This window comes from Tepidimonas sp. (assembly GCF_036824975.1).
Lineage (GTDB): Bacteria > Pseudomonadota > Gammaproteobacteria > Burkholderiales > Burkholderiaceae_C > Tepidimonas.
Map to the genome: position 1 here is coordinate 1 of NZ_DAISZC010000129.1, position 1,918 is coordinate 1,918.

2 protein-coding genes are annotated in these 1,918 nt (G+C 64.8%); both read right to left on the reverse strand.

What is annotated here, in order from left to right:
* Window positions 1-27: 27 nt before the first annotated feature.
* Window positions 28-1,350, reverse strand: coding sequence for a TRAP transporter large permease (locus V7Z54_RS09890; protein WP_334136247.1), 1,323 nt, complete (start codon window positions 1,348-1,350; stop codon window positions 28-30).
* A 1-nt stretch (window position 1,351) separates the two neighbouring features.
* The coding region (locus V7Z54_RS09895; protein WP_334136248.1) for a TRAP transporter small permease at window positions 1,352-1,918 on the reverse strand (567 nt) is incomplete at its 5' end.

The window sequence follows — 1,918 nt, forward strand, 5'->3', positions numbered from 1 at the left end:
GGCCTGCCCACCCCCTCACCTCTGCTCTCACGACAACCAGCGCAACGCCACCAGCGTGATACCGGGAAACGCCGTCAGAATCGCGGTGCGCACCAAGTCGCTGAGCACGAACGGCGCCACTGCCCGATAGGTGGCGGTGATCGGCACGTCACGCGCCAGGTTGTTGATGACAAACAGGTTCATGCCCACCGGCGGGGTAATGAGTCCGACCTCGACGACGATCAGCACCAGAATCCCGAACCAGATGGCGGTCTCTTCCGGCGTCAGGCCGAAGTCCAGACCCATGATCATCGGGAAAAAAATCGGGATCGTCAGCAGGATCATCGACAGCGAGTCCATCACGCAGCCCAGCAGCAGGTAGGCCATCAGTATCACCGCCAGCACAACCCACGGGCTCAGCCCCATGCCAATCACCCACTGCGCGAGCTCCTGCGGCAGCTGCGACAGGGCCAGGAAGGTGTTGTACAGGCCAGCACCCAGAACGATCATGAAAATCATGCCGGTGGCCACTGCTGTGCCATAGATGGCCTCGCGCAGCGTTTTGCCGTTCAACCCGCCAGCCATCCATGCCGCCAGGCCGGTGCCAAACGCGCCCACCGCCGCCCCTTCGGTGGGCGTGAAGATGCCGGAGTAGATGCCACCGACGACGGCCAGAAAGATCAGCATCACCGGCCACGTTTGCGCCAGCGCCTTCCAGCGCTCGGCCATCGGCGCCGGCTCCATGCGCCCGCCGCTGTCGGGCTTGACGCGCACATAGATCGACACCACGATGATGTAGCCAATGGCCGCCAGGATGCCCGGAATGAACGCCGCCAAAAACAGCTTGGCGATGTTTTGCTCGGTCAGGACGGCGTAGATCACCAGCACCACCGACGGCGGAATGAGAATGCCCAGCGTGCCCCCAGCCGCCAGACAGGCGGTGGACAGCCCGCCTGCATAGCCAGCGCGTCGCAGCTCGGGCAGCGCCACCTGCCCCATGGTGGCTGCGGTGGCCAGCGACGAACCGCAGATGGCGCCAAAGCCGGCGCAAGCACCCACCGCCGCCATCGCCACGCCACCGCGCCAATGCCCAATCCAGGCTTCGGCCGCCTTGAACAGCGCGCGTGACAATCCGCCCAAGGCGGCAAACTGCCCCATCAGCAGAAACAGCGGCACCACCGACAGGTTGTAATTGGAAAACGCGCTGTAGGTGACGTGCTTGAGCTGGTTGAGCAGCGGCGCTGGGTTGCCGTAGATCAAAACGGCGCCTCCCAGCCCGCACAGGGCCATGGCCAGCCCGATGGGCACGCGGATGAAAATCAACGCCAGCAGCAGCGGAAAGGACCAGGCCGCGAGTTCGAGACTCGTCATCTCAGTGCACCCCCGCCGATGCCACCGGCCAACCCTGCGGATACTGCGCCAGCCCCAACCGGATAAGGGTCTGGGTGAAATAGGCCAGACAGCCGATCAGTGCGCCCACCAGGCAGGCGGCATACGCCCACCACACCGGCATCTGCAGGATAAAGGTGGTTTCCAGGTACTGGCGTTTTTCCAGCATACCCTCCCACAGGCGCCACGTCAGCACCATCCACAGCGCCAGCATGGCCACGTCACACAGCACGCCGATGGCGCGCTGCAGCGCTGCTGGCAGATGGGTGTAGAGCAGATCGACGGTGGCATGCCCGGCGCGCAGATAGGTCCACGGCAGGAACAGAAACACCGCCATCGCCGTGCCGACTTCCACCAGCTCGAAGTCCCCGGGTACCGGCCCCAGCCCCAGACTGATGAGCGCCCGCCCGCCTATGCTGATCACGCTCATCAACGTGATGCCCACCAGCACCAGCCCACCCAGCAGGGCCGACCAGCGCGCCAATCGAAAGATCCAGATCGTCATCCGCTCGCTCTTTTTTCGTGCGCGGCGGGTCCGCCCCGCCGCCAG

Bases quoted from the DNA above. Each gene is read 5' to 3' on its own strand.
- V7Z54_RS09890 (WP_334136247.1), bottom strand. From the start codon at position 1,350: ATGACGAGTCTCGAACTCGCGGCCTGGTCCTTTCCGCTGCTGCTGGCG.